We start from the raw sequence: 2,327 nt of genomic DNA, 5'->3' as shown, positions 1-2,327 counted from the left end.
CTGAAGTCCCGCCTGAGCCGTGCCCGGGCCCGACTGCGGGAAATACTCGACGAGGATGGAACCAAAACCGTCGCTGAGGCGTGTTAAGCCCTGAAGAGGACGAAAACCATGAATCACGACGAGACACAGACAGACGATCAGGAATTACTGGAGTTGCTAAGCGACTACCGCGATTCATCTGTGCCTCGTCCGTCCGATGGCTTTTACGATCGGGCAATCGCGAAGGCGGTCCAGGAAGGACAGAAACGCGCAAAGAGTCGCTGGATCATGACGGGATTCGGCGGTGCGATCGCGGCAGCGATGGCCATCTGGATCGTAACCGGCGTGTTCTTCACGACACCGGACATCGAGGATCCGGCATTGCCGTCGGTCACGATGGCGCTTGAGCAGCCGCAGACCCTGAACCTGGTTTTCTCATCAAGCACGCCCCTCGACAACGCGACGATGACGGTATACCTGCCGGACGGCGTCGAGGTGGACGGGTTTGCCGGTCAGCGTGAAATTACCTGGATGACTTCCTTGAGCGAAGGCCGGAACATCCTGCCGCTGACCCTCATCGCGACATCGCCGACAGGCGGAGAATTACTGGCCACCCTGCGCCACGAGGACGATGACAAAACGTTCCGGCTGCAGGTAACCGTGATACAGGAAAGTTAATGGAGCTTCGGGTCACCGAAGTATCGAATGGAGTTAGGACGATGAAATCATTGAAACTGTTTATAGCCAGCCTTGCCGTGACCTGTTTTTCGCTGTTCCCGGCATTTGCGCAGGCAAACGAACTTGACGAGCTGGACGTCACGATGGAAGTGCTCGACAGCATCGCTGAGCTCGACGGCAAGGTCCTCGAACTGCGCGGGCCGGAATCCGACGAGGAAGGCGGCGACGATCACGCTGATACTGATGGCGAATCCGACGAAGCAGAAGACGAGCGTGACGAGGCTCGCGACGAGGAAGAGTCTGACCACGAATCAGACGAAGCTCGCGACGAGGAAGAATCTGACCACGAATCAGATGACGCTCGCGACGAGGAAGAGTCCGACGAGATGGAAAGCGACGTTCGCGACGAGGAAGAGTCAGAATCTGACTTCGCAAGCGACGAAGACTTCACCTTTGATGACGACGAAGAGCATTCCGAGGATGAGAGTGACCTCGAGGAAGGCGAAGACGTCGATACCGATGAGCCAGCAGACGAAATGGAGCACGATGAAGAAATGGAGCCTGAAGAGGAATCCGACGTAGCTTCTGACGACGAAATGGACGACGACGTCGCCAACCTCGAAGACGACGATATGGTCGAAGACGATGGTGCCGATGCGGCTGACGAAGACGGCACGGAAGGTGACGAGGCTACTGACGTAGCCTGATCGCCACCTGGCGCCGCCGATATCGCCGGATTCGGGATTCAAGCCCAGATCCCGCGATAGCCAAAAAATCCCTCCGCAGTACCTGCTCGGAGGGATTTTTTTTGCGCCACGTCACATTGTTGGCATCGATTTAGTGCGAACTTTCCATAAGCAGGCACTATTGGAGCCGGACACTCGCATGGGCTGTGAGCTGGCGTCCCCGCAGGAAGTAATGAAGACTAAAGCATTGATGCAAAACACGTTGCGTGCCCTGGTCGCGCTACTCATCGTCGCTACGACGGGGCCTGCGTTCGCGGCAACGGCAAGCGAGCTGTTCGCCGACGGCAACCGATTGTTCCGTGACGATCTTTACTGGGCCGCGCTGCTCCGCTATCGCGAGGCCGCGGACGCGGGGATGGATACGCCGCTGCTGCACTACAACACCGGTGTCGCGCATTACAAGGCGCAGCAATACGATCGCGCCCGCGAGTCGCTCGAAAAGGCCGCTTCTTACGGACCGCTCGCCCCGATCTCCCACTACAACCTGGGCCTGGCCGCTTATGCACTCAACGACTATGACGATGCCCTCAGGTGGTTTCGTCGTGCAGCAAACCAGGATCAGCAGAAAGACCTCTCCCGCATGGCCCGTCGGGCGATTCGGCAGCTGCAGGAACAGCGTCAGTCCGAGGCGCCGGCTGCTATCCAGGTAGCGCTTGCGGAGCGCGAGCGAAAATTTACTAATCTCGACTTCCGGTTTCGCACGGGCGCCGGCATCGATGACAACGTCTTTCGATCCCCGTCAGAACCGTATACGGACCAGTCCGACCCCAACAATCCGGTGCTCGTAACCCCGGAAGTGCAGTCCGGTGTTTATGTTCCGGTGAGCCTGAACGCGAAGTACCAGGTTAATGCGTTGGAGAACGAAGGGTTTTTTGGCTCATATCGTTTTGGTGGCCGGTTCTACCAGGACGAGGCACTGAAGAA

3 protein-coding genes are annotated in these 2,327 nt (G+C 58.0%); all 3 read left to right on the top strand.

Features of this window, described 5'->3' with window-relative positions:
• Positions 1-108 precede the first annotated feature (108 nt).
• On the top strand, positions 109-657 hold the full coding sequence (locus HKN37_07615; GenBank protein ID NNE46512.1) for a hypothetical protein: 549 nt from the start codon (positions 109-111) through the stop codon (positions 655-657).
• Between the two features lie 41 nt (positions 658-698).
• A complete protein-coding gene (locus HKN37_07610; GenBank protein ID NNE46511.1) occupies positions 699-1,364 on the top strand; it encodes a hypothetical protein in 666 nt (221 codons plus the stop codon).
• Between the two features lie 211 nt (positions 1,365-1,575).
• A partial coding sequence (locus HKN37_07605; protein NNE46510.1) for a tetratricopeptide repeat protein occupies positions 1,576-2,327 on the top strand: 752 nt, incomplete at its 3' end.

This window comes from Rhodothermales bacterium (assembly GCA_013002345.1).
Lineage (GTDB): Bacteria > Bacteroidota > Rhodothermia > Rhodothermales > JABDKH01 > JABDKH01.
The sequence above is the reverse complement of the archived record's forward strand: the minus strand, read 5'-3'. Positions and strand labels throughout refer to the sequence as shown.

Coding starts and splice junctions, on each gene's coding strand:
- HKN37_07615 (NNE46512.1), top strand. CDS start 109: ATGAATCACGACGAGACACAGACAGACGATCAGGAATTACTGGAGTTG.
- HKN37_07610 (NNE46511.1), top strand. CDS start 699: ATGAAATCATTGAAACTGTTTATAGCCAGCCTTGCCGTGACCTGTTTT.